General features: G+C 61.8%; 16 protein-coding genes. 15 read left to right on the forward strand and 1 reads right to left on the reverse strand.

The window, feature by feature from the left end; all coding sequences use genetic code 11:
• Positions 1-57: 57 nt before the first annotated feature.
• Complete coding sequence (locus KCX59_RS02740) at positions 58-1,077, reverse strand: LacI family DNA-binding transcriptional regulator (RefSeq protein WP_179017923.1); 1,020 nt, start codon at positions 1,075-1,077, stop codon at positions 58-60.
• Positions 1,078-1,276: 199 nt separating this feature from the next.
• On the opposite strand from KCX59_RS02740, the gene KCX59_RS02745 reads away from it, so the two are divergent.
• The 15 genes from KCX59_RS02745 (at position 1,277) to KCX59_RS02815 (ending at position 20,038) form a co-directional block, all read left to right on the forward strand.
• Positions 1,277-2,122: a sugar phosphate isomerase/epimerase family protein gene (locus tag KCX59_RS02745; RefSeq protein ID WP_179017922.1), complete on the forward strand. Its 846-nt coding sequence runs from the start codon at positions 1,277-1,279 to the stop codon at positions 2,120-2,122.
• A 45-nt stretch (positions 2,123-2,167) separates the two neighbouring features.
• Positions 2,168-3,175: a Gfo/Idh/MocA family protein gene (locus KCX59_RS02750; protein ID WP_179017921.1), complete on the forward strand. Its 1,008-nt coding sequence runs from the start codon at positions 2,168-2,170 to the stop codon at positions 3,173-3,175.
• Positions 3,176-3,354: 179 nt separating this feature from the next.
• Positions 3,355-4,893, forward strand: coding sequence for an ABC transporter substrate-binding protein (locus KCX59_RS02755; protein WP_179017920.1), 1,539 nt, complete (start codon positions 3,355-3,357; stop codon positions 4,891-4,893).
• Positions 4,894-4,899: 6 nt separating this feature from the next.
• A complete protein-coding gene (locus tag KCX59_RS02760) occupies positions 4,900-5,841 on the forward strand; it encodes an ABC transporter permease (RefSeq protein WP_166841229.1) in 942 nt (313 codons plus the stop codon).
• Entirely contained in the window at positions 5,838-7,718 is a 1,881-nt protein-coding gene (locus KCX59_RS02765; protein ID WP_179017919.1) for a dipeptide/oligopeptide/nickel ABC transporter permease/ATP-binding protein, read from the forward strand. Before KCX59_RS02760 ends, KCX59_RS02765 begins: the two co-directional genes overlap by 4 nt.
• The gene (locus KCX59_RS02770) at positions 7,715-8,602 is read left to right on the forward strand and encodes an ATP-binding cassette domain-containing protein (RefSeq protein ID WP_178996697.1); all 888 of its coding nucleotides are present in this window, start codon (positions 7,715-7,717) and stop codon (positions 8,600-8,602) included. Before KCX59_RS02765 ends, KCX59_RS02770 begins: the two co-directional genes overlap by 4 nt.
• A gap of 62 nt (positions 8,603-8,664) precedes the next feature.
• Positions 8,665-9,525 (forward strand): sugar phosphate isomerase/epimerase family protein, encoded by an 861-nt coding sequence (locus KCX59_RS02775; RefSeq protein ID WP_370629201.1) that lies wholly within the window; start codon positions 8,665-8,667, stop codon positions 9,523-9,525.
• Positions 9,526-9,549: 24 nt separating this feature from the next.
• A complete protein-coding gene (locus tag KCX59_RS02780; RefSeq protein ID WP_179017918.1) occupies positions 9,550-10,716 on the forward strand; it encodes a Gfo/Idh/MocA family protein in 1,167 nt (388 codons plus the stop codon).
• A gap of 75 nt (positions 10,717-10,791) precedes the next feature.
• On the forward strand, positions 10,792-11,838 hold the full coding sequence (locus tag KCX59_RS02785; RefSeq protein WP_370629200.1) for a LacI family DNA-binding transcriptional regulator: 1,047 nt from the start codon (positions 10,792-10,794) through the stop codon (positions 11,836-11,838).
• Between the two features lie 92 nt (positions 11,839-11,930).
• Positions 11,931-13,337 (forward strand): glucuronate isomerase, encoded by a 1,407-nt coding sequence (gene uxaC / locus KCX59_RS02790; RefSeq protein WP_179017916.1) that lies wholly within the window; start codon positions 11,931-11,933, stop codon positions 13,335-13,337.
• Entirely contained in the window at positions 13,334-14,710 is a 1,377-nt protein-coding gene (locus KCX59_RS02795; protein ID WP_179017915.1) for a mannitol dehydrogenase family protein, read from the forward strand. Before uxaC ends, KCX59_RS02795 begins: the two co-directional genes overlap by 4 nt.
• 318 nt (positions 14,711-15,028) lie before the next feature.
• Positions 15,029-16,264, forward strand: a complete 1,236-nt coding sequence (gene uidB / locus KCX59_RS02800; protein WP_256871488.1) for a glucuronide transporter — start codon at positions 15,029-15,031, stop codon at positions 16,262-16,264.
• A complete protein-coding gene (locus tag KCX59_RS02805; RefSeq protein WP_256871487.1) occupies positions 16,261-16,440 on the forward strand; it encodes a hypothetical protein in 180 nt (59 codons plus the stop codon). Before uidB ends, KCX59_RS02805 begins: the two co-directional genes overlap by 4 nt.
• Positions 16,441-16,539: 99 nt before the next feature.
• Complete coding sequence (gene manD / locus KCX59_RS02810) at positions 16,540-17,769, forward strand: D-mannonate dehydratase ManD (RefSeq protein ID WP_091465027.1); 1,230 nt, start codon at positions 16,540-16,542, stop codon at positions 17,767-17,769.
• Entirely contained in the window at positions 17,759-20,038 is a 2,280-nt protein-coding gene (locus KCX59_RS02815) for a gluconokinase, GntK/IdnK-type (RefSeq protein WP_179017914.1), read from the forward strand. Before manD ends, KCX59_RS02815 begins: the two co-directional genes overlap by 11 nt.
• The last annotated feature ends 252 nt before the right edge of the window (positions 20,039-20,290 follow it).

Consider the following 20,290-nt stretch of genomic DNA (forward strand, 5'->3'; position numbering starts at 1 on the left):
ACTAGTCAGCATGGTTATGGACGCTCAACCATATTGCGCCGTGATTCCGGGGAACGGCTAGTTTGAGCGGGCCGGTCCCGTGGAGCCGCGGACAGTGAGGTGCGTGGGCATGACGGATCGGCTGCGGTTTCCGCCGCCAGCGAGTGGATTCAGCTGGGCGAGCAACATGGACACTGCCACGCGTCCTGCCTGCTCAATGGGCGAACTCATGGTGGTGAGGGGCGGATTGCAGAAGTCGGCCCCAAAGATGTCGTCGCAGCCCACGATGCTCATGTCCTCAGGCACCCGGAGACCACGTTCGCGAAGCCGCTGCAGCATGCCGATAGCGATGAGGTCATTGAAGACGATGCACGCAGTGACCCCGCTGTGAACGGCGGCGTCTGCAGCAGCTGCCCCGGACTGGGTCTTCGGGGCAAAGGGCCCGATGCGGCGGACCTCGACTCCGCGTTCCTCGGCGGCTTCTGACAGGGCAGTCCAGCGACGGGCGCTGGACTGCGAAACGCCAGGGCCGGAAACATAGGCAACAGACGTGTGGCCCAATGAAATCAGGTGGTCCAATGCCTGCGGCATGGCTGAGGGGGTGTCAATGATGACCGCGGGGACGCCGTCGACGTCGCGGTTAACGGTGACCATCGGCATCCGTGCAGCGGCAGCGGCAAGTGCTTCGTCGTTGAGGCGCGACGCTGCGACAATTACGCCGTCGGCGCTTTTGCGCAACTGCTCCAGCGTGCTGGCCTCCACCTCGTCCGATTCCTCCGTATCAACAAGCAACTGCGTGTAGCCGGCCGCCTTCAACTGAAGCTGCGTTCCCCTGATGAGGTCGAAGTAGAAGGGGTTGGTGATATCCGGAACCAGAACGCCCACGGCACCTGTACGGCCGGAGCTCAGCGCTTTCGCTTGGGAGTTAGGGGTGTAATTCAGCTCGACGGCGGCAGCTTGGATCCGCTCGCGGGTGCGGATATTGACGCGCTCTGGATTGGCAAGGGCCCTCGAAACGGTGGATGCTGCGACGCCACATAGCGCAGCAATGTCATGGATGGTGGCAGGCCGGCCTGTTGCCATGGGTTGCGTCGCCATGGGCGTTCCTCTCTGAACGACAGAATCATCCGGCTGTGACTACTGCCACACCGTTCAACAAGAATGCCACAGTATGGCAGTTAATGGCAATCGGTTGTCAAATGCGTGCCAAGATGGCTAAACTCGAGGCATAAGACCCGCCTGTGAACTGCGTCACCGCACCACCGTGTGCCGCTGCAGGACTATCTAGGAGACTTTCGTGACTCAACCCAGTGCCGTGTGGAGCCTGTCCGGTTTCGGCGACGAAGTAGACCCCGATCCCACCGTGCAAGCAGCAGTGCTGTTGGCCCTCGGCGCGAGCCACATTGAAGTCCGCAGCGCATGGGGAACCAACGTCTCGGAGCTTGAGTGGGACGCTGTCCAGCGGCTAAAGGCGATCCTGGATGAAAATGGCCTCAAGGTTTCAGCTGTTGCCAGTCCCATTGGCAAGGTGGACGTCAGCCTCCCGGTGGAGCACGAGGTGACCCGGCTTCGCCAGATCATCTCCGTTGCCAAAACCCTGGAGACCACATACGTCCGCATCTTCTCCTTCTACCGCGGAGAAGGCCAAAGCCAGGAGGCCATTCGTGACGCAGTCATGGAGCGCATGTCTGCGCTTGCCGCAGAAGCTGCAGCGCACGGCATCGTCCTGCTCCATGAAAATGAAAAGGGCATCTATGGGGATACTCCCGATCGCGTCCTGGACATCATGGAGACGGTGGACTCTCCCGCACTTCGGGTCGCATGGGACAACGCCAACTTCGTCCAAGTAGGCGTCAAGCCCTACACCGAGGGATATGCCATCCTGCGTCCCTACCTCGAATACCTGCAGGTTAAAGATGCGATCGCCACAACGGGTGAAGTAGTTCCCGCCGGCGAAGGTGACGGTGAACTGGATGCCACCATCAGCGCTCTCGCTGCCGATGGCTATACCGGCTTCGCCTCACTGGAGCCACACCTGGCCAGTGCCCACGAGCTCGGCGGGTACTCGGGGCCGGTTGCCTTCGGAATCGCGGCTCGCGCTTTTGCAGGCCTCGCTGCCAAGAATGGCGTTTCCCTGGCCTGACGGCCGGCGTTCAACAACCCAGCATTAACCTTCAAAGGAGCAGGTATGCCTACAGCGGCAGTTATTGGTTGCGGCGACATCTCGACTATCCACTTCTCGGCACTGGCAACCATGGACAACGCCGAATTGGTAGCGGTCTGCGATACCGATCCGGAAAGAGTGGATGCGGCGTCAGCCGCCCACGGCGCACCGGGGTACGCGGATTACCTGGACATGCTCCAAGAGGTTCGCCCCGACGTCGTGCATATCTGCACGCCCCACCATCTTCATGCTTCAGTTGCCGCCGACTGCCTGGAGCGCGGCGTGAACGTCATTGTGGAGAAGCCGCTGGCCCATACGCTGGCCGAAGGGCGGCGGCTGATCGAAGTTGCGGAGCGAAGCGCGGCGAAAATCGCCGTCTGCTTCCAGAACCGGTACAACGCGACATCGCAAGCTATGCATGAACTGCTCGACGGCGGCACGTTGGGCCAGGTGATTGGCGCTTCGGCCGCCGTCATGTGGCACCGCGACGGCAGCTACTACCGCAGCCGCCCATGGCGTGGCACGTGGGCCGAGGGTGGGGGTGGCCTCATGATGAACCAGGCCATCCACACGGTAGACCTACTGCAGTGGCTGGTGGGTGATGTCGCCAAAGTGGAGGGCCATGCGTCCACCCGTTCACTGGGTGGCGTGATCGAGGTGGAAGACACCGCGGAGTTCGTTGCCGAGCACGTGAACGGAGCGCGGAGTGTCTTCTACGCAACACTGGCCAACGCAGTGAATGCGCCGGTCGCCTTGGACATCGTGACAGAGAAGGCAACACTCAGCCTGCGGGGCGACCTCACTGTGACCTATGCCGACGGCACGGTGGACGTCGTCCCCGAGAGGGTGGCGGAAACGGGGGGAAGATCCTATTGGGGGGTTTCCCACGAGCTGCTGATTGCAGATTTCTACAACAAACTGCACGACGCTGGGCCGTTCTGGATCAGCCCGGCTGAGGCCGGCAAATCCCTGGGCATCATCAAGGATATTTACGCGCAAAGTTACCCGGATATGGCTGACCAAGTGGGTTAAGCCGTTCGTGCGAGCGGTCTTTGGGAATCCACTTGGCAACAATTAAAGAAACTTTTGACAATCGGTTGCCAAGACTACGCAAAGTCCGTACTGTAAATCTCACACCCAATAAAAGTGTGGCGCAGGCCACACGCTCAAGCTCTGACTCGCATCAGGCTATGACTCAGTAGGAGCCAACAATGAAGTTAGGTCCCAAGGCGGCAGCAGCCGCCATCGTACTTAGCGCCTCCCTGGCGCTCACCGCATGTGGCGGCGGGAATGCCGGCGCCGGAGCGGGTTCCACTGCAGGCGCCAAGACGGTCACCGCATTGACGCTGGGCACGCTCCGTGACCTCACGTCCTGGGACCCTGCACAGGCTCACGTCGGCCACGCACTCCAGCCGTACCAGGCAGCCTACGACTCCCTGCTCCTCCGCGAACCGGACGGCAAGCTCAGCCCCATGCTGGCAACCGCCTGGAAGTACAACGACACCAACACCAAGCTCACTGTTGATCTCCGGACCGACGTCACGTTCAGCGACGGAGCCAAGTTCGACGCCATGGCCGCCAAAGCCAACCTTGACCACTTCAAGAAGGCCAACGGCCCTCAGATGGCCCAACTGGGGTCAGTTTCCGACGTCGCAGTGGTGGATGCCGACACCATCGACATTAACCTCAGCGCACCTGAGCCGGCCCTCGAATACTTCCTCAGCCAGGCCGCGGGTCTGATGGGAAGCCCCGCCGCACTGGGCACAGATGCCATCAAGACCGTCCCCGTGGGTTCGGGACCGTACGTGATGGACAAAGCTGCTTCCGTTAAGGATTCCCAGACAGTCTTCACCGCACGCGAGGGTTACTGGAACAAGGACCTACAGAAGTTCAAGAAGCTGACGCTCAAGATCCTCCTGGACCCCACCGCCCGCACCAACGCACTGGTTTCCGGCCAGATTGACGCCACGCTGCTGGACCCCAAGAACGGCAAGCAGGCCGAGGGCGCCAAGATGAAGCTCGAAACCAACCAGGTGGACTGGTCTGGATTGCTGCTCCTGGACCGTGACGGCACCAAGAACCCGGCCTTGGCCAACCTCAAGGTCCGCCAGGCCATCAACCACGCCTTTGACCGGAAGACCATCCTGGATCAGGTCATGCTGGGCCAGGGCACTCCCACCACGCAGCCGTTTGGCAAGGACAGCGGTGCCTGGTCTGAGGAGCTGGAGAACTATTACAGCTACGATCCCGAGAAAGCCAAGCAGCTCCTGAAGGAGTCCGGCTTCGAGGGCAAGGTCAGCATTGACGTTCCCACCCTTCCCGGTGCTGAAACCCTGATCTCGGTCATGAAGCAGCAACTCGCAGACGTTGGTATCACCCTGAACCCGGGTGCGGCAATCACCAACACGTTCACCTCCGATGTTGCCGCCCAGAAGTACCCGGCCCTCTTCTACAACCTCTTCCAGGGCCAGCCGACGGTGGCAATCGACCAGATCGTCTCCACCAAGGCCCTGTACAACCCGTTCAAGACCACCACCCCTGAGCTTGAGGCCAAGATCGCGGCCGTGCGCACCGGCGGTGCAGATGCCGGCAAGCTCGCCCAGGAAGTCAACAAATATGTGGTGGAACAGGCTTGGTTCGCCCCGCTGTTCCGCGTGAACCAGATGTACTACCACAACGACAAAGTGAACGTCACGCCGCAGGTTCAGCAGGCCGTTCCGTCCATCTACAATTACTCGCCCGCCAAGTAGGACCCCATGATCAAGTTCATTGCGAAAAGACTGGGCAGTGGTCTGGTGGTGTTGTTCGTCGTCTCGGTCCTCACCTTCACCCTGCTGTACACCTCCAGCGGAAGTATTGCCCAGAACATCCTGGGGGACCAGGCGACTCCTGAACAGGTTGCCTTGAAAGAACAGGAACTGGGACTCGACCAGCCACTGTTTGTCCGCTACTTCGCCTGGTTGGGCGATGCCCTGACCGGCAACCTTGGGGCTTCCTGGTTCACCTCGGAGCCGGTGGCCAGCTCCCTGGCCACCCGCATCCCGGTGACCATGACCATGGTTTTCACCGCAATGATCTTGATCGCCATCTGCGCAGCACTGATCGGCGTTGCCGCAGCCGTGAAGCGCGGCTGGGTGGACAGGGTGGTCCAGATTGGCGCGATCGTCGGGGACTCCATCCCCGGATATGTGATCGGCGTGTTCCTGGTAACCATCCTGGCCATCCAGCTCGGCTTCTTCCCCGCCACCAGCACCATCTCACCGGAGGTGGGACCGGAGGCCTGGGTCTATTCCATGACCCTTCCGGTGATCGCTTTGCTGATCAACGGTGTGACCGGCGGTGCCCAACAGATCCGGTCCGCCGTGATCAAGCAACTTGAGCGTGACTACGTCCGGACGCTGCGCAGCCGTGGCATCGGGGAGCGTGAAATTCTCTTCAAGCACGTTCTCCGCAGCGCCGCACCCGCAGGTTTGACCGTTTTGAGCCTGCAACTGATCGGCATGCTGGGCGGTGTGGTCATTATTGAGCAGATCTTCGCCCTCCCGGGAATGGGTCCGTTGGCCGTCGCTGCTACTACCCAAACCGATCTTCCCGTCGTCATGGGAGTGGTGATGTACACCGTGGTGGTGGTCATCGTCGTGAACCTCCTGGTGGACATCCTCAATGGTTGGCTCAACCCGAAAGTACGTGTCTCATGAGCGACTCCGTAGATTCAGCAGCAGTATCCGCAGACTCCATGGGCCTCGCAGCGAAGCCCGAGGCCGGCCAGAGCGGCACGGTGGTCCGTTCCACCGTTATGCGCCGCCTCCTGAAGAACCCCATGGGCATCGCCTCGCTGGTGATCCTGCTGACCATCGCGGCGCTGGCCATCCTGGCGCCGGTGATCGCGCCTTTCGAAGAGAACTTCGCCAACATCTCCAAGACCCTGGCTGCCCCGGATTCAGTCAATATCCTGGGAACCGACAGCGCGGGACGCGATACATGGAGCCGCCTGCTCTTCGGCGCCCAGCTGACCTTGTTGTCCGCGCTGCTGTGCGCAGGTGTGGCCATTGCCATCGGACTTCCGGCCGGACTGATCGCCGGCTACTACGGAGGCAAATTCGAAGCTGTCTCCAACTGGGTAGTCAGCATCCTCATGAGCCTGCCCGGCCTGATCGTCCTGCTCACCATCCGTGCAGCCTTCGGACCGTCGGTATGGATCTCCATGATCGCCTTCGGCATCCTGATCAGCCCTTCCTACTTCCGGCTCACCCGCACCGCAGTGCAGTCGGTCCGGAACGAGCTCTACGTCGATGCCGCACGTGTCTCCGGCCTGTCCGACCTCAGCATCATCGCCCGCCACATCTTCTCCGTGGTCCGCGCACCCATCATCATCCAAACCGCCGCAATCGCCGGTGTTGCCATCGCAATCCAGTCCGGGCTCGAATTCCTCGGCCTGGGCGATCCCACCAAGGCGACCTGGGGCGTCATGCTCTCAGAGGGCTTCAAGAACGTCTACCTCACCCCGATTTTGCTGCTGTGGCCCGCGCTGGCCATGGCGCTCACCATCGGCGGACTGGTTCTCCTCGGCAACGCCATCCGCGACGCCTTGGAAGACGGAGAAAAGATCAAGCACCGCAAGAAAGTCGCCATCGTGGAAAGCACGACGGCGGACCCCGCCAAGGCGCGGCAGTCACGGAAGTCAGTGGCCGCCGTCGACGCCGGAACCGAACACCACCTGGTCAAGGTGACCAACCTCGGCGTCGGCTATCCGCAGGCTGACGGTTCCATCAAAAAGGTAGTGGACGATGTCTCGTTCCACGTGGACCGCGGCGAAATCCTGGGCATCGTAGGTGAATCGGGTTCGGGCAAGTCCCAGACCGCGTTCTCCATCCTGGGCCTGCTGCCGGACAACGCACGGATTGTGGGCGGTTCCATCCAGTTCGACGGCAACTACACGGTGGCCCCGGGCGATGAGCGCGTTGGCCAGGAACGGTTGTCCAAGCTGCGCGGCAAGCGGATCTCCTACATCCCGCAGGAACCCATGAGCAACCTGGACCCGGCCTTCACCATCGGCTACCAGTTAGTCACACCCATGGTCCGTGTCCTGGGAATCTCCAAAGCAGAAGCCCGCCAGCGTGCGCTCAAGCTGCTCACCGACGTCGGCATTGCCAACCCTGAACGCACTTTCAACGCTTACCCGCACGAGGTCTCCGGCGGCATGGCCCAGCGTGTGCTCATCGCCGGTGCCATCAGTTGCGAACCGGACCTGGTCATCGCTGACGAACCCACCACCGCCCTGGACGTCACTGTGCAGGCCGACGTCCTGGACCTGCTGCGCGAGCTGCAGCAACGGCTGAACATCGGCGTGATCCTGGTGACCCACAACTTCGGCGTTGTCGCCGATCTGTGCGACCGCGTCGCTGTGATGCAGAACGGGCGGCTCGTGGAAGAAGGCACCGTCCGCGAGATTCTCCGCAACCCGAAAGAGCCCTACACTCAGACCCTGCTGGGGTCCATGCTCGAAGGAAAGACCCCCATGACCATGCTTGTGTCCAAGCCTGGATCAGCCATAGAGAAGGAGCCGGTGGCATGAGTATCCCTTTTGACTCATCGCAGGGGGCCCCGCTCCTGTCCGTGGAGAACCTGGTGGTGGAGTATCCCAGCAAGCGGTTCCGGGCCAAGCCTTTCCGGGCGCTGACGGACATCAACATCACCATCGGCCAAGGTGAAACCCTGGGCCTGGTGGGGGAGTCCGGTTCGGGGAAGACCACCCTGGGTAGGGCCGTTCTGGGCCTCGCACCCGTCACCGCCGGAAAGGTCATCTTCGAAGGCAACGACATCAGCAACGCTTCGCGCAAAGAACGCCGGACGCTGAGCCGTGACCTCCAAGTGGTGTTCCAGGACCCCTACACCTCGCTGAACCCGGCGCTGGAAATAGGCGACATCCTCGCCGAACCATTGGGCGTGCAGGGCATGGAGCCCGCTGCCGCCAAGAAGCGCGTCAAGGAACTGCTGGACCAAGTGGGCCTGCCAACCGACGCCATTCACCGGCTACCGCGCGAGTTCAGCGGCGGCCAGCGTCAGCGAGTCGCGATCGCCCGGGCACTCGCTCTGTCTCCGAAGCTGATTGTCTGCGATGAGCCCGTCAGTGCACTTGACCTCTCCACCCAGGCCCGCGTGCTGGACCTCTTCCTGCAAATCCAGAAGGACACCGGCGTTTCGTACTTGTTCGTGTCCCACGACCTCGACGTCGTCCGGCACATCAGCCACCGCGTGGCCGTCATGTACCACGGCGAAATCGTGGAGCAAGGCCCCGCCGAGGTGGTCACCCGCGATCCCGAACACCCCTACACGCAGCGGCTGCTACTCGCCTCACCCGTGCCCGACCCTGACCGGCAGGAACAACGCCGTGCAGACCGCCACCGCTTGCTCGCAAACCAACACAGCCAAATCGAACAGCAAGGTGCCGTGGCCTGAACAGCCCGGCATCCCATCACACGTCCAGGGTCCGGAAGGGCCCGGAATTCCCGGAGGAAAAAGTGGCCACAATAGGCGTCCAAGCCATGATGCTGAAGGACAGTTTTGCTGATGTGGGAGCATTCGAAACGCTCCGCAAGGTCAGTGCGATCGGTTACAACGCCGTCGAAATTTCCCAGATCCCCATGACCCCCGGGAATGTGGGCGAGCTGGACCGCTCCCGCACGGAGCTGGGCATGGACATCGCCGCACTTTCGGTGAATATCGAAGGCCGCAAAGGCATGCCCGTGGAATCGCTGGCGGACAACTTCGACAAGATCGTGGACGATGCCCAGCGGCTGGATACCTCGCTGCTGCGCATCGGCATGCTTCCGTTCGGGGCGATGAAGTCATTGGAATCGGTGGTTGAATTCGCCAAGCAAGCCAATGGTTATGCCGAACGGCTGCAGGAACAGGGCATCAGCCTGTACTACCACAACCACCACATTGAGTTCGCCAAGTTTGACGGCAAATACATGCTGGACATCATCGCTGAAAACTCCCCGGCCATGGGCATGGAGATTGACGTGCACTGGGTGCAGCGCGGTGGCTTGGACCCCGTACGGACGCTCGAAAAATACGCTGGCAAGACTGCCATGGTGCACCTCAAGGACTACAGGATCGGTCAGATGCCGGCTGCTGCTTTCGGACTTCTGGAGAAGGGCGACTTCCCGGGTTTCATGGCGGAATTCAAGAATGTGGTGCAGTTCGCCGAAGTGGGCGAGGGCAATCTGGACTTCCCGTCCATCATTCCTGCCGCCGTAGCCGCTGGTGCCCGGTACCTCCTGGTGGAGCAGGACGAACTGTATGGACGGACCGTCTGGGATGCACTCCAGACCTCATACGACAACCTGGTGGCCATGGGCCACGCCGACCTTTTCTAGATTTCTACACAGGAGACTGCATTCATGAGCAAGAAAGTACGCCTCGGCATCATCGGCCTGGGCCAGCAGGGCGGCGCCTACGCCAAGTTCATTACCGACGGCCTGGTTCCCAACATGGAGATCGGCGCTATCTGCGACGTCGATCCTGCCAAGAAAGAAGTTGCCGCATCCCAGTACCCGGATGTCCCGTTCTACGACGACTACATCTCGATGCTGGAAAGCGGCTCCGTGGACGCGATCGTCACGTGCGTACCCCACTTCCTGCACCCGGAGATGGGCATCGAAACACTCAAACGCAACATCCACGCGCTAGTGGAGAAGCCAGCCGGCGTCTACACCAAGCAGGTCAAGGAACTGAACGAGTTCGCCGCCTCCAAGCCGGAACTTTCCTTCGGCATCATGTTCAACCAGCGCAACAACCCGCTGTACAAGAAGCTCAAGGAAATCATCGATAACGGCGAGATCGGCAAGATCCGACGCTCCAACTGGATCATCACCAACTGGTGGCGCCCGCAGGGGTACTACAACTCCAGCGAGTGGCGTGCTACCTGGGGCGGCGAGGGCGGTGGCGTCCTGGTCAACCAGGCGCCGCACCAGCTGGACCTGTGGCAGTGGATCTGTGGCGTTCCCCAGTCGGTGTACTCCAAGGTGGCGTACGGCTTCCGCCGCGACATCGCCGTCGAGGATGAAGTGACGGCAGTGGTGGATTATGGCGACGGCGCCACGGGCGTCTTTGTGACGGCCACCCACGACATCGTGGGAACTGACAGGTTCGAGATCCTGGGCGACCAAGGCAAGATCGTGGTGGAGGACAGCAATGTGGCCACAGTCACCCGGTTGGTGAGGCCGGAGCGCGAAATCAGTGACTCGATGGACATGGACGGTGTCCGCAAGCTCTTCATGGGCCAATTGAACCGCGAGGAGTTGTACAGCAGCGAGGTCATCGAATTCGAGTCTGCGTGGGGCGGCCAGCACGCGGGCGTCCTGGAGAATTTTGCAGCCAACATCCTGGACGGCACGCCTCTGCTTGCTCCGGGCTCGGACGGTATTAATGGAGTCCGACTTGCCAACGCCATCCACCTCTCCAGCTGGACCGGCAAGGAAGTTTCGCTGGACTTTGATGAGGACGAATTCCTGCAGGAGCTCAACAAGCGCATTGCTGAAGAGGGTAAGTTCCCCGAGCGTTTCTAATCAGGACGGGCCGGTTGCCGTGATCAATGGATGGCAACCGGCCTGTTTTGTTGCCATGAGGTCTACGATGGAGCGGTGACTGACCTGACGAGCACCGGAGCAGCAACCGCCCCCACCAAACGTGGACGGGGGGAGAAGTCCTCTGCCACGATTTACGACATCGCGAAGCTGGCGGGCGTGAATCCCTCCACTGTGTCCCGTGCCCTGAGCAAGCCGGGCCGCGTGAGCGCCAAGACGCAGAAGATCATCGAGGACGCCGCGGCAGAGCTGAACTATCAGGTGAACCCGTTCGCCCGTGCCCTCCCCACCGGCCGCACCCAGACCATCGGGTTGATCGTCGCGGACATCACCAACCCCACGTTCTTTGACATCATCCGCGGTGCGGAAACCACAGGATCCGCCCGCGATTACACGCTGGTTCTGGCCGAGTCCGCGGAGTCGCCGGAAACCGAAGTAACCGCCGCCCGACGCCTGCTGAGCACCGTGGATGGCCTCATCCTGGCCAGCCCCCGGATGGACGATGACCAGATCCGTGCCTTGGCTTCTGACAAGCCCGTGGCCGTCATCAACCGTGAAATCACCGGCGTACCGTGCGTTGTCCCGGACGTCAATAAGGGCATCAGCGAAGCCGTGCGCAGCCTGGCCGCCAATGGCCACCAAAAGCTCGCGTATGTTGCGGGACCGGCCCAGTCGTGGATGACGGGCCGCCGCTGGGAGGGCGTCAAAGCCGCTGCGGAGTGGTCCAAGCTCAGCGCGGTGCGCCTTGAGTCGTCCAAACCAACGGTCGACGGCGGCCGGCAGGTAGCCCGCGACGTGTTGGAAAGCGGGGCGACGGCGGTGATTACCTACAACGACCTCCTGGCCATCGGCTTGATGCAGGAACTGCAGGCCGGGGGAATGCGTGTCCCGGACCAGATCAGCATCGTGGGCTTTGACGACATTTTCGGCGCCGATTTCACCACTCCCGCGTTGACCACGGTGCGCTCACCGTTGGGGGAGTGCGGCACCCGGGCCGTGACCATCCTCCTGGATATGTTGCAGGGTCATGAGGCCCCAAGCCAAGCCGTCCGGGTGGAAACGGAACTCGTGGTGCGAGGGTCCAGCGGACGACTCCTGGCCTGACCTCAGTATCCCGCCGCATCGCGAGGTGCAACAGAGTGGCAATATTTGGCAACCGGTTGACAAAATGCGGAACCGGAACGCAAGATTGAGCTATGTCACAGTCCATTGCCGCACACCCTGACAGGCTCCTGCCCGCAGATCCCGGGACGCGCAGCATCGCGCGGTCCTTGCTGGAGCGCGTCCAGGACCTGCCCATCATTTCTCCCCACGGCCACGTCGACGCCGCTGTCATCGAACAGAACACGCCGTTCCCCGACCCCGCGGCACTCCTGGTCAGTCCGGACCACTACGTCACCCGCCTGATTCACGCCAACGGCGTTCCGATGGATCAGTTGCTGACAGGCGCGGCGTCCGCGCCGGCGTCCCGGGAGATCTGGCGACAGTTCGTCGAAGCCTGGCCGCTGTTTGAAGGCACAGCCTCCGGGTATTGGCTGCGCACCCAGTTCAACGATGTGTTCAACCTCGGCGCAGATCTCAGTGAGATGCCGTCCGATGCCAGCTATGACGCGATCGCCGCGAAGCTGGTTGAGCCGGACTTCCGTCCGCGGCAGCTCTTCAAGGACTTCAACATCGAGGTCCTGGCCACCACGGACGATCCCCTGGACAACCTTGCCAGCCACAAGGCCCTCACCGATGACCCCAGCTTCAACGGCCGAGTGCTCCCCACCTTCCGCCCGGATGCTTACCTGAACGTGGCGCATCCCAGCTGGAGCGCCAACGTGGACAGGCTGATCGCAACCGCGGGCGACGGCGCAACCGGCTACGCCGGCTACATCGCGGCCCTGGAAAACCGCCGTCGCTATTTCGTGGAGCATGGCGCAGTATCTGCGGACCATGGCGTCCGCACCCCCGCCACCCTCAAACTGGATGCCACGGAAGCGGAAGCGCTCTTTGAACGTGCCCGTGCCGGCAAGGCCACTGCGCAGGATCGCGACGCTTTTGAGGCCCACATGATGTACCAGATGGCGCGCATGTCTGTGGCCGATGGACTGGTCATGACCATCCACCCGGGCTCCTACCGGAACCACCACGAGCCTACGTTCACTGAGTTTGGCGCCGACACCGGTCACGACATTCCGTTCGCCGTGAACTACACCGAGGCCATCCGTCCGTTGCTGCAGGACTTCGGCACTGCCAAGGATTTCCACCTGGTGCTCTTCACGCTTGATGAGACCGTTTTCTCCCGTGAACTAGCGCCGTTGGCAGGTTTCTACCCGTCCGTCTACATCGGCGCGCCTTGGTGGTTCCTCGATGCCCCGGATGCCATGTTGCGCTTCCGCTCGGCAGTTACCGAAACCGCGGGCTTCTCGCGGTCCTCCGGCTTCATCGATGACACCCGCGCGTTCTGCTCCATTCCCGCACGGCACGACGCCTCCCGCAGGATCGAAGCGTCCTTCCTTGCGCGTCTTGTAGCCGAGCACCGCGTCTCTGAAGACCGCGCGCATGAGCTGATTCTCGACGTCGTCGACTCCTCGCCGCGCAGGGTGTTCAAGCTATGACTACCGAACTTCCGCGGCTAAACCGCGACGTCGCGCCGGACCGCAGGGCTCCAGTGCGCATCGTGCACCTGGGCCTAGGAGCTTTCCACCGCTCCCATCAGGCCTGGTTTACGCAGCACGCCGGTGACGCGGGGGAGTGGGGCATTGCCTCCTTCACGGGCCGCCGCCCGGACGCCGCCGAGGTTCTCGCCGCCCAAGACGGACTGTTCACAGTAGTGGAGCGCTCGGATTCCGGCGATACGTTCGAGGTTGTAGGCAGCATTGTTGAAGCCGTGGATGGCGCCAATGTGGACCGCTTAGTGGAGCTGGTGGCAGCGCCCCAAACTGCTGTGGTCACGCTAACTATCACCGAAGCCGCGTACGGGTTTGCCGCGGACGATGTAACGCTGCTGCGTGCCGGCGAAAAGCCCACGACGCCGTTGGGTCGATTGGTCCTTGGCCTCGCCGCGCGTAGGGATTCCGACGCCGGATCCCTCGCCGTTGTTTCCTGCGACAACCTCTCGGATAACGGCAATGTGGCGCGCGGGGCCGTGGCGGACCTCGCCCGGGGAGTCGACGCCGGGCTCGCGGACTGGATTGACACCAGCGTCAGCTTCGTCAGCACATCAGTGGACAGGATCACGCCGCGCACCACCCCTGAAGACGTTGCCTTGGTCAGTGAACGGTGCCGCTACCGGGATGCAGCACCCGTCGTCGCCGAGCCCTTCCGCAACTGGGTACTCAGCGGTGACTTCCCCGCCGGGCGCCCCCGCTGGGAGGACGCCGGTGCGGTTTTCGTGGACCACATTGAGCCGTACGAAAACCGCAAACTGTGGCTCCTCAACGGCGCGCACTCCATCCTGGCCTACGCCGGTCAGCTGCGCGGGCACACCACGGTTGCCGAAGCGTTGGCTGACCCGGTGTGCTTGCAAGCGGTGGAGGAGTTCTGGGATGAAGCATCCCGCCACCTTGACGGCGACGGGTTGGGCATTCCCGAGTACAGGGCGGCGTTGTTGGATCGCTTTGGCAATTCGCGGATCGCCCACCATCTCGCCCAAATCGCAACGGATGCAAGCACCAAGCTACGTATGCGGGCAATCCCCGTGCTCCGGGCTGAGCGTGAGGCGGGCCGGAGTGGTGAGGCCGCTGCTCGGATGATAGCTGTGTGGGCATCTTTCGTGGGGGCGAATCCGGGGCTGCAAGATCCGCAGTCGGATGCCGTGGCGGAGGCCAACAACCTGGCCGGCGGTGAGCGCATCGCTTCTCTCTTGGCGTTGCTGGATGCTGAACTCGCCCTGGAGCCCGCCATCGTGAAACTCGTCGAAGACCTCAGCGCGGGCTTTGAACGCGCAGAGGTGCCTGCTCGCGCGACGGCGTCGGGTACTGCTGCCTAGGAACTTTGCACGACTTCTTGAACGGCCCAGGCTGTCGATCCTCTTCGATATTCTGGGCCGTTTTGCGTTAACGCCGTCCTCGTTCACGTTGTGAGGCCCGCTCTGCGCGCTTTGGCGTGATCTTAGGGCGCAGAGCGGGCCACACAACGCCCAACGATTGGTGGAACTTTCAAGGAAATGTTAGGCAACCGATTGCCAAGTGCTTGCCAAAGTGACTAGAATTACAACAGCTGCACAACCGATTCCCGATTCCGTGAGTTCCCAGCCACGGTCGAGTCGAGTCGGACCGCAATGACGCGAAGGGTAAAGGAGCCCGCATTGAAAAAGCTCAGCAAACTCAGCATCGCCGGTTACGGTGCGGGCGACGCGGCCAATAACCTGGCCTTCACCACCGCCACCATGTTCCTCCTGGTCTACTACACGGACGTCGCGGGAATCTCGGCGGCCGCCGCAGGCACCTTGCTCCTGGTGGTGAGGATCTTCGACGCCTTCGCGGATGTCTTCGCTGGACGCATGGTTGACCGCTCCTACAGCAAGCGCTTTGGGAAGTTCCGTCCGTTCATCATGTTCGGGTCCATTCCGCTGCTACTCCTCAGTGTGGCCACGTTCTCCGTGCCGCAACTGGGCGAGACGGGCACCCTGCTCTACGCCTACGTGAGTTACGCCGCCCTGGGGTTGGCGTATTCCCTGGTCAACATCCCCTACGGCTCACTGGCCGGGGCCATGACGCAGGACCCCGGGGACCGTGCCAAGTTGGGCTCCGCCCGCACGGTGGGTGCACTTTTGGCGGGTTCCGCCCTGGGTATCTTTGTTGCTCCACTGATCAAGCCGGGTGCTGACCTCCAGTCCACGTTCACCACTATCACGCTCGTCTTTGTGGTGATCGGGGCGGCGCTCTACCTCTTCACCATCCTCACCGCCAAGGAACGCGTTCACCGCACGGTCCCCAATGTTTCCTTCAAGCAGAGCATGGACACTCTGAAAACCAACCGGCCGCTGCTCATGCTGTGCCTTAGCTCCTTCCTCTTTCTCACCGGCTATATGGCCCTCTCCTCCGTTCAGCTCTACTACTTGCGCGACGTCCTGGGTCGCTTGGATCTTTACCCGGTCCTGGCCGTAGTCCAGCTGGTCATGACCCTGGCCCTGGCACCTTTAATGCCGAGGCTGGTTCGTAAGCTGGGCAAAAAGAACGTGTACATCGCTGCCGGAGCGCTCTCCATGGTGGGCGGAAGCATAGTTTTCTTCTCACCGTCATCCATGGTCTGGGTGGGGTTCTCCGGGCTGGTCATCAGCCTGATGGGTGTCATGGCCGTGAATATCGTGGTGTGGGCCTTGGAGGCAGACACCGTGGAATATGGCGAGTGGAAGACCGGCGTCCGGACCGAGGGAATCACCTACGCACTCTTCTCCTTCACGCGTAAGACCGGCCAGGCTGTAGGCGGCGCACTCGCTGCCTATTGCCTCGCGGCCGGGGGATACAAATCGGGGGTTACGCAGAGTGCCGAAGCGCTGCAGGGAATTCAGTTCGCCGCCGGGCACTGCCGGCCATCATGACCATCCTGGCGATCGTGGTGATGAGCAAATACAAACTCACAGACGCACTTCACGCACAAATTGTTGGGGAGATCCGCGCCCGCCTTTCTGCGGGAGTCGCGCAGGACGACGCCGGGAAAGCTCAGGAAGAAGTTGCTGCCAGCCATGCAGTAAACGGCAAGGCGCCGGGCGCGTAGAAGTATTCAAAAATAAGTCCGGCAACCGGTTGCCACTTCATGCAATCCAACCTAAAATCATACTTAAACCCACCCAGCCACATCCCGAAAGGAAAAGCTGTGAAAATCATTGCCGCTGAAGTCTTTGTGACCAGCCCGTCCCGCAACTTCGTCACCTTGCGCATCACCACGGAGGACGGTGTGACGGGTATCGGTGACGCGACCCTCAACGGCCGTGAACTTGCCGTCGCCGCGTACCTCAAGGAGCACGTGGCGCAGTTGCTGATCGGCAAGGATCCGCACCGGATCGAGGACACGTGGCAGTTCCTTTACCGCAGCTCCTACTGGCGGCGCGGTCCCGTCACCATGGCGGCTATTGCCGCCGTCGATATGGCGTTGTGGGACATCAAGGGCAAGGTTGCCGGGATGCCGGTGTACCAGCTGCTGGGCGGGGCTTCCCGTAACGGGCTGCGGGCTTATGGGCACGCGTCCGGTGCTGACATTCCGTCGCTGTTCGACTCAGTGCGGGAGCACCTGGAACTGGGCTACAAGTCCATCCGCATCCAGACCGCCGTCCCCGGTATCAAGGCCGTCTATGGTGTCGCCGCGCAGGCCCAGGCCTCGGGTGAACGGTATGACTACGAGCCTGCCGGCCGCGGCAACTTCCCGTTGGAAGAAGACTGGGACACCCGAGCCTACCTGCGCCACCTGCCCACCGTTTTCGAGGCCGTGCGCAACGAGTTCGGCCCGGAGATCCCGCTGCTGCATGACGGCCACCACCGCATGACGCCTATTCAGGCCGCCAAGCTCGGCAAGGCCCTGGAACCTTACGACCTCTTCTGGCTGGAGGACTGCACTCCAGCCGAGAACCAGGAAGGGCTGCGCCTGGTCCGCCAGCACACCACCACCCCGCTGGCCATCGGTGAAATCTTCAACACCGTGTATGACTTCCAGACCCTTATCAAGGAACAGCTGATCGACTACGTCCGTGCAGCCTCCACCCACTTCGGCGGCATCTCACCGCTGAAGAAGGTCATGGACTTCGCGGCCCAGTATCAGATCAAGTCCGGTTTCCACGGCCCCACGGACATCTCTCCGGTGGGCTTCGCTGCACAGCTTCACGTCGGCCTGGCAATCCACAACTACGGCATCCAGGAATACATGCAGCACTCGGACAAGACCAACGAGGTCTTCCAGCAGTCCATGACGTTCAAGGACGGCTACCTGCACCCCGGCGATGAGCCCGGAATCGGCGTCGAATTCAACGAAGAAGCCGCTGCCGCCTTCCCCTACCAGCAGGCTTACCTGCCGTACAACCGCCTCGTGGACGGCACTGTCCATGACTGGTAAATCGGCCATGACTGGTAAATCGCAATCGCAGCATCACATCGTGGTGATGGGCGTGGCCGGCTGCGGCAAAAGCACCATTGGTGCCGCCCTCGCCGAGCGTCTCGGCGCGGAATTTCTCGACGGCGATTCGCTGCACCCCCAGGCGAACATCGACAAGATGGCCTCGGGTACTCCGCTGAACGACGACGACCGCGCACCTTGGCTGGCCGAAATCGGCAGGCGTTTCCCGGCGTCGAACTCTGCTCTTGTTATCGCGTGCAGCGCGCTGAAGCGCTCGTACCGGGACATCATCCGGAGCGCCGATCCGTCCGTGGTGTTCGTGCACCTGCACGGCACCCGCGAGCTGTTGAACGCGCGCATGACTGCCCGGCCCGGACACTTCATGCCCCCCTCGCTGCTGGAGTCGCAGCTGACCACGTTGGAGCCGTTGCAGGACGACGAAGCCGGCATCGTGGTGGATATTGCCACATCAGTGGAGGACATTGTGGATGACGTAAATTCAGCCCTCAACGGGCTGGCCGTGCCGGCTGGGCCGTTCCTGGTGGACCTTAAAGCAGCGCCCTTCAATCTGGATGACGCAGCTGTGGAATGGGTGGAGAGCACCATCGGGTCCATGACGCTGGAAGAGAAGATCGGCCAGCTGTTCATCAACCACAACAACGACTACTCCCCGGAGTACCTCGATGGGGTGCTGGAGAACTTCCACGTGGGCGGTATGCGCTACCGGCCGGGTCCCTCTTCTGCCGTGCAGGAACATATCCGCTATGCGCAGTCCAAGACCCGGATTCCGCTGCTGATTGCGTCCAACCCTGAGATGGGCGGTGCGGGCAGTTGCGATGACGGCACGTTCGTTTCCACGCACCTGCAGGCAGGCTCGCACCCTGACAAGAACATCGCCCGGCAGATGGGTCAGGTTGCCGGCATCGAAACTGCTGCGCTGGGCTGCAACTGGGCCTTCGCTCCGATCGTGGACATCCACTACAACTGGCGGAACACGGTCATTTCCACGCGGGCCTTCGGCAACACCCCGGACATTGTGGTGGAACGGGCCAAGGAGTACTTCGACGGCATCAGTGAATCAGCCACGGTCTGCGCCATGAAGCACTTCCCCGGTGACGGTATTGATGAGCGCGACCAGCACGTGGTCACCTCCTACAACACCCTTGGCTATGAGGAGTGGAACCGCACCTACGGGCACGTGTACCGCGAGATGATTGGTCATGGCGTGCAGTCCATTATGGTGGGCCATATTGGCGCTCCAGAGGTGTCCCGGCATTTTCGTCCCGGCTTGTCGGATGCTGAAATCCTGCCGGCAACGCTTGCTCCGGAACTGTTGCAGGATCTGTTGCGCGGCGAACTCCGCTTCAACGGGCTGGTCCTGACGGACGCGTCCCTGATGGTTGGCCTGACCCAGGCGATGAAGCGCAAGGACCTTGTGCCTGCCACCATCGCGGCCGGTTGCGACATGTTCCTGTTTTTCCGAAACCCTGACGAGGACTTCGGCTACATGCTGGACGGCTACAAGTCCGGCGTGATCACCGAGGGGCGTTTGCAGGATGCCCTGCGGCGGATCCTTGGCCTGAAGGCAAGCCTCGGTCTCCATATGCGCCAGGAATTGGTGCCCCCGGTTGAGGCACTCGCGGTGATCGGCAGTGAAGCTCACCGTGCTATCGCCGCCGAGGTGGCTGAAAAAACCGTCACTTTGGTAAAGGACACGGCGCACAACCTGCCGATCACCCCTCGGACGCATCCGCGGATCCGCCTCTACGGCATCTCGGGTGGCGCCGACTTCACCCGAGCCGATCCCTTGGCATATCTGGACACAGTCCGGGAAGAACTGGAAGCTGCGGGGTTCGAGGTCAGTGTGTTCAGAACGGCTGAGCAACGCGAAGCAGCAGGGGAGTCAGGCATGAACTTCATGCGGGTCCTGTCGGAAGAAGCTACCGGGGACTACTCGGAACGGTACGATGCCGCGCTCGTCGTCGCCAACGTCAAGGGCTTCGCACAGGAGGCTGCCATCCGCATTAAATGGTCCTCACCGATGGCAGCCGAGATTCCCTGGTACGCCAGGGAAGTTCCCACAATTTTTGTCTCGCTCAACCAGCCGAACCACTTGATTGATGTGCCGATGGTCAAGACCGCCATCCACGCACATGCAGCAACGCGCGAGGCCATCCGCGCCACCATCGAGAAGATCCAGGGCAAGTCCGAATTCCAAGGGACGTTCAACCAGAACGTCTTCTGCGATTCGTTCGACACCCGTCTCTGATTCCCTGTTCCCAGCAGGGAAGAGTTCCTCCCCGCCATCATGGAGGAGCGTTCGAAGCCCGGCACTGCCCACAAAGCAGTGCCGGGCTTTCCTTCTGCCTACCGCGGACGAGCCTGCCAATTGTGAACGCTAACAACGTTTCAAGTCAAGAGCTTTGACGGCGCCTCGAGGCTGCAATCATTTCGTGATCCACGGCACTTGACCGACGGTATTGTTAGCGTTCACAATGGCATTCGCACCACCTTTCGTGGC

The sequence above is a fragment of the Paenarthrobacter nitroguajacolicus genome (assembly GCF_051027655.1).
GTDB lineage: Bacteria > Actinomycetota > Actinomycetes > Actinomycetales > Micrococcaceae > Arthrobacter > Arthrobacter nitroguajacolicus.

Excerpts from the sequence above, each read along its gene's own strand:
- KCX59_RS02795 (WP_179017915.1), top strand. The coding sequence starts at position 13,334 with ATGACTACCGAACTTCCGCGGCTAAACCGCGACGTCGCGCCGGACCGC.
- KCX59_RS02805 (WP_256871487.1), top strand. The coding sequence starts at position 16,261 with ATGACCATCCTGGCGATCGTGGTGATGAGCAAATACAAACTCACAGAC.
- KCX59_RS02780 (WP_179017918.1), top strand. The coding sequence starts at position 9,550 with ATGAGCAAGAAAGTACGCCTCGGCATCATCGGCCTGGGCCAGCAGGGC.
- KCX59_RS02765 (WP_179017919.1), top strand. The coding sequence starts at position 5,838 with ATGAGCGACTCCGTAGATTCAGCAGCAGTATCCGCAGACTCCATGGGC.
- KCX59_RS02760 (WP_166841229.1), top strand. The coding sequence starts at position 4,900 with ATGATCAAGTTCATTGCGAAAAGACTGGGCAGTGGTCTGGTGGTGTTG.
- uxaC (WP_179017916.1), top strand. The coding sequence starts at position 11,931 with ATGTCACAGTCCATTGCCGCACACCCTGACAGGCTCCTGCCCGCAGAT.
- KCX59_RS02815 (WP_179017914.1), top strand. The coding sequence starts at position 17,759 with ATGACTGGTAAATCGGCCATGACTGGTAAATCGCAATCGCAGCATCAC.
- KCX59_RS02770 (WP_178996697.1), top strand. The coding sequence starts at position 7,715 with ATGAGTATCCCTTTTGACTCATCGCAGGGGGCCCCGCTCCTGTCCGTG.
- KCX59_RS02740 (WP_179017923.1), bottom strand. The coding sequence starts at position 1,077 with ATGGCGACGCAACCCATGGCAACAGGCCGGCCTGCCACCATCCATGAC.
- KCX59_RS02755 (WP_179017920.1), top strand. The coding sequence starts at position 3,355 with ATGAAGTTAGGTCCCAAGGCGGCAGCAGCCGCCATCGTACTTAGCGCC.
- KCX59_RS02750 (WP_179017921.1), top strand. The coding sequence starts at position 2,168 with ATGCCTACAGCGGCAGTTATTGGTTGCGGCGACATCTCGACTATCCAC.